Here is a 4,506-nt window from a genome sequence, read left to right as displayed (position 1 = left end):
ATGGCCACGTTGGAGCCCAGCTGGTACGTCCGCCGCACCCGGTCGATGTCGGGGTCGAACCCGTGCTCCACCAGGCGCTGGCGCAGCGTGGCGTTGGCCCGCACGAGCGCGGCGTCGGCCTCGGCGCGCTTTTCGGCCACGGAGCGCGCCTCCAGGGGGACGGAGGTGCGCGCCAGGCGCACGTCGAACTCCAGCACCCGCCGGCGCGACCGCAGCTGGTCCAGCTCCGAGGCCAGCTGCAGCGAGTCCAGCCGGGCCACGGGCTCCCCGGCCCGCACCGTGTCGCCCATCCGGACGAGCACGTCGCGCACGACCCCCGGCTCCTCGGCGCGGACGGACCAGATCCCCCCCGGCTGCAGGGCGCCCGTCCCCTCGACGGTCACCTTGAGCCGGATGAGCACGGCCCCCAGGATGCCGCTGCCCAGGAGCAGGGCGAAGATCACGAGGCTGAGGCTGACGGCGCGCGAAACCCATCCGCCGCCCACCACCCGGGGCGAGACCTCGGGGAGCAGGAGCCGGGGCCGGGGCCGGGGCGCGGCGGGAGGCATCGTGGCCGGCATCAGCCCCGCCCCCGCGCGGCCTGCAGCCGCCCCGGCTCGCCGGCGCTCACCATGTCGGCGTACGCGTCGCAGGTCACCAGGAGCGACGGGTGGTCTCCCACGCCCACCACGCGGCCGGCGCGCATGACGCAGATCTTGTCCGCCGCCGCCACCGTGGACACGCGGTGGGTCACGTACAGCGTGGTACGGCCCGCGCGGTACGAGAACAGGTCCTCCAGGATGGCGCCCTCCGTCTGCTGGTCGATGTTGGACGTGGCCTCGTCCAGGAGCAGGATGGGCGTGTCGCGGATGAGCGCACGGGCCAGCGAGATGCGCTGGCGCTGGCCGCCGGAGAGGCTGGCGCCCCACTCGGCCACGTGGGTCTCGTACCCCTTGGGCAGCCTGGCCATGAGCTCGTCGAGCCGGCACAGCCCCACGATGTCGTCCACGAGCGCCCGGCTGGGGTTGGACACCCCCATGGTGAGGTTGTCCCAGATGCTGCCCTTGAGCAGGCTGGTGTCCTGCCACACCACGGCGATCTGCCGGCGCACGTCGGGGAGGGAGATGGACGCGGCGGGCACGCCGTCAAAGAGCACCTGCCCCTCCACGGGCTCCTCCAGGCGGCAGATCAGGCGCAGCAGCGAGCTCTTGCCCGCGCCGCTCTGCCCCACCACGGCCGTCAGCTCCCCCGGCTCCAGCACCAGGCTCACGTCGTGCAGCACCGGCGACTCGGCCTGGTAGCCGAACCCCACCCCGCGCAGCTCCACCCGCCCCCGCAGCCGGTGCTCCACCGGGGGCGGCGGGCCGTAGGCCAGGGCGGGGTCCTGCTCCACCTCCTCGTCCAGGTACTCGAACATGCGGCCCAGCCCCACGGCGGACTGCTGCAGCTCCGAGAACATCGCCGTGATTTCCTTGAGGGGCTGGGTAAAGAACGCCAGGTACGCCACGAAGGCGATGAAGGTGCCCAGCGTCATCTCCTTCTGCAGGATGAGCGTCCAGCCAAACCAGGTGAACACGGCCGTGGACACCGCCGCCAGGACGGCGTTGGCCAGGGTGAACCCCTGCCCCACGATGCCGCCCTGCAGGTTGTGCCCGAGCGCCACGTCCACCTGGTGCTTGGCGCGGTCGAACACCTGGTGCTCCACGGAAAAGGTCTTGAGGGTGCGGATGTGGCTGTACACCTCCACCTGGTACGCGCGGAACTCGGCGTACGACTCGGCCATGCGCTTGAAGTAGGTGCGCAGGACGCGGGTGGAGAGGAGCGTGACGCCCACGGTAAGGGGCGCGAAGGCCAGCGCCACCAGGGCCAGCCGCCACTGCAGCAGGAACAGGAACGGGGGCACCAGGACCAGGTACACGCTCTGGATGAACACCGTGCCGAACGCCCGCGACACCGTGTTCAGCGCCTGGCGCACGTCCACGAACCGGCTCATCACCTCGCCCACCTGGTGCTCCTCGAAGAACCGCGCGCGCAGGTGCTGCACGTGGTTGAAGAAGAGGAGCGACGCGGCGTCGGCCAGCCGGGAGCTTACCTGGAACTGGAAGTAGTTGCGGATGGACTCCATGGCCGCCACGGAGACGGCCACCGCCAGCAGGCCGCCCACCAGCACGTGCATGAGCGTCACGTCCCGCGAGGGATACACCTCGTCGATGAGCAGCTTGGACAGGTACGGCGGCGCCATGCCGATCAGGCCGATCACCAGGGCGAGCAGCATGCTCCGGGTGAGCCGTCCCCAGTAGGGCCGCAGCAGCACCATCAGGCGCCCGTACTGGTTCACCGCGTCGCGAAGCGGGGGCGCGGTGGTTTTTCCGAACTTGGCCATCAGCGTCTGGTCGGGTCGAATGCGATACGCACCCCGCGGCGGCGGCGCCTGCCGGCACGCGCAGGCGGAGTGCGGAATTCGGCGTCTACGAGCGGAAAGGGAGCGCGGTGCACACCGGGGGCGGAGAGCAGCGGAGCAAAGTTCCCGCGACGCCGCGAACCACCCCCCGTTCCCCGGGGAACGGGCGATCCGGACCGGGCGGCCCCACGGGGCGCGCCGGCGCGGTGCGCGGGGCGTTGGCGACGAGGACCCAAACTTAACCTGGAAGCGCCGGTTTGGGGAAGCGGGTCCGAAACAGAGGGGAGGCGAAGCACGCCCCCCGCCCCCCGGGACCCCGCCGCCGCTCCCCCCTCCGGGCGGGCGGCGGGCGCGTGGGCCGGCGCGTCCGTACACCCAAAAACCCGCCATCCACGGGGCGTTCCGGCCCGCTCCCCCGCGCCGGGACGCCGCCGGGCGGGGCGACCCATTTTCGTCGGGAACAGATTCCGCTACATTTCGCTCCGGTTTTCTTGGCGGTGGCATAAAAGGGGTCCCGCTCGCCGGGCCCCGGCCCCCCGGACCGCCCCGGGCGCCCGGCCCGGCGGCGGCATCCCCTTCCCCGGGCCGCCGCGCGGCCTGGCCACGCGCCGCGCCATCCCGTCCGCACGTGCACCATCCAAGGATATGATGAAGAGTCTACGGGGAGAGGTCCTGGGCATCGTGGGCGGGCTCGGGCCGCTCGCGTCCGCCGAGTTCGTGCGGACGGTGTACCGGTGCGCCACGTGGGAGCGGGAGCAGGACGCGCCCCGGGTGCTCCTGGACTCCAACCCCGCGTTCCCCGACCGCACCACCGCCTTCCTGGCCGGCGAGGAGCACACCATCTCGCCCCTGCTGGAGGAGGTGCTGCACGGGCTGCTGGAGCGCGGCGCCACGCGGCTGGTGATCTGCTGCACGACGGCGCACCACCTGCTCCCCCGGCTTCCCGCGGAGCTGCGCCGGGCCATCGTCTCCGTGCCGGAGGTGATCGTGGGCCAGCTGCGCCGCGCGCGGGGGCGCTACCTCATGCTGTGCACCCGGGGCACGCGCTACCTGTCGCTCTTCGAGCGCGAGCCGGGGTGGAGCGAGGTGGCGGACCGGGTGGTCTTTCCCGACGAGGCCGACCAGGACCTTGTGCACGACGACCTGATCTACCAGATCAAGCGGATGGCGGACCCGGCCGCCCTGGCGCCCCTGGTGCTGGCCCTGCGCGCCCGGTACGGCGCCGACGGCTTCATCGTGGGGTGCTCGGAGATCCACCTCCTGGCCAACGCGCTGCACGGGGGCGTGGAGCACCCGGGGTGCATCGACCCGTTCCTGGCCATCGCGTCGAGCTTCGCGCGCGACGCGGCCGGCACCGGGCACGGCGTGGGCGAGCGGATCCCGTTCCTGCCCGGCGCCCTCATGAGCGCGTCCACGGCGTAGGCGCCCGTCCCGCGCCGGATCCCGCGATCGCGGCCGGGACGGATCACGCGGAGGACGCGAACGACAAACGGAGGACGCGGAGAAGCGCTGCTTTCTCCGCGTCCTTTCTTCGTTCCTCCGCTACGTCTCTCGATCCGGGGGATCGCCGTCCCTCCTGGCCAGGAGCCACGCCGGGCGAAACTGCATTCTCACACGGGGCCTTCCGTGGATCGGCCCGCGCCTCTGCGCCGGCGTCGCGCCGCCAGGATCAGCAGCGCTCCGCCAGGCGGAGGAAGAAAGGCGCCGCGGCTCAGAGCCGCAGCTCCACCACCTGGTCCGTGCTCGCCGCGAAGTCGGCAAAGACGGGGGACAGGAAGAGCGTGCGCACCTCGGCGTGCAGCCCCCGCTGGCGCATCCGGTCCAGCAGCGTCACCGCCAGGAGCGAGTGCCCGCCCAGCTCGAAGAAGTTGTCCCGCCGTCCCACCCGGTCAATCCGCAGCACCTCGGCCCAGATCTCCGCCAGCGCCTCTTCCGTCTCGCCCAGGGGCGGCTCGTAGTCGCGGGTGGAGTACGCGTCCGCCTCGGGCGCGGGGAGCGCCTTGCGGTCCAGCTTGCCCGTGCGCCCCAGCGGCAGCTGCTCCAGCCGCACGTACGCCGACGGCACCATGTACCCCGGCAGCCGCTCGCCCAGGTGCGCCCGCAGCCCCTCCACGTCCGCCCCCTCG

The 4,506-nt window shown here is 72.5% G+C and carries 3 protein-coding genes and 1 pseudogene; 1 reads left to right on the top strand and 3 read right to left on the bottom strand.

Translation table 11 applies throughout. The features are described from left to right. Both VFZ20_RS16870 and VFZ20_RS16865 read right to left on the bottom strand, forming a co-directional pair. Positions 1-560: pseudogene (locus tag VFZ20_RS16870) on the bottom strand (biotin/lipoyl-binding protein); the annotation flags it as partial. After that, a complete protein-coding gene (locus VFZ20_RS16865) occupies positions 560-2,362 on the bottom strand; it encodes a peptidase domain-containing ABC transporter (protein ID WP_329685082.1) in 1,803 nt (600 codons plus the stop codon). The pseudogene VFZ20_RS16870 and the gene VFZ20_RS16865, both read right to left, overlap by 1 nt. 663 nt (positions 2,363-3,025) lie before the next feature. Here VFZ20_RS16865 and VFZ20_RS16860 point away from each other — a divergent pair. Continuing rightward, on the top strand, positions 3,026-3,802 hold the full coding sequence (locus tag VFZ20_RS16860; RefSeq protein WP_329685081.1) for an aspartate/glutamate racemase family protein: 777 nt from the start codon (positions 3,026-3,028) through the stop codon (positions 3,800-3,802). A gap of 289 nt (positions 3,803-4,091) precedes the next feature. Here the strand turns inward: VFZ20_RS16860 and VFZ20_RS16855 are convergent. Beyond that, the coding region (locus VFZ20_RS16855; protein WP_329685080.1) for a phosphopantetheine-binding protein at positions 4,092-4,506 on the bottom strand (415 nt) is incomplete at its 5' end.

The sequence above is a fragment of the Longimicrobium sp. genome (assembly GCF_036280135.1).
Lineage (GTDB): Bacteria > Gemmatimonadota > Gemmatimonadetes > Longimicrobiales > Longimicrobiaceae > Longimicrobium.
The sequence above is the reverse complement of the archived record's forward strand: the minus strand, read 5'-3'. Positions and strand labels throughout refer to the sequence as shown.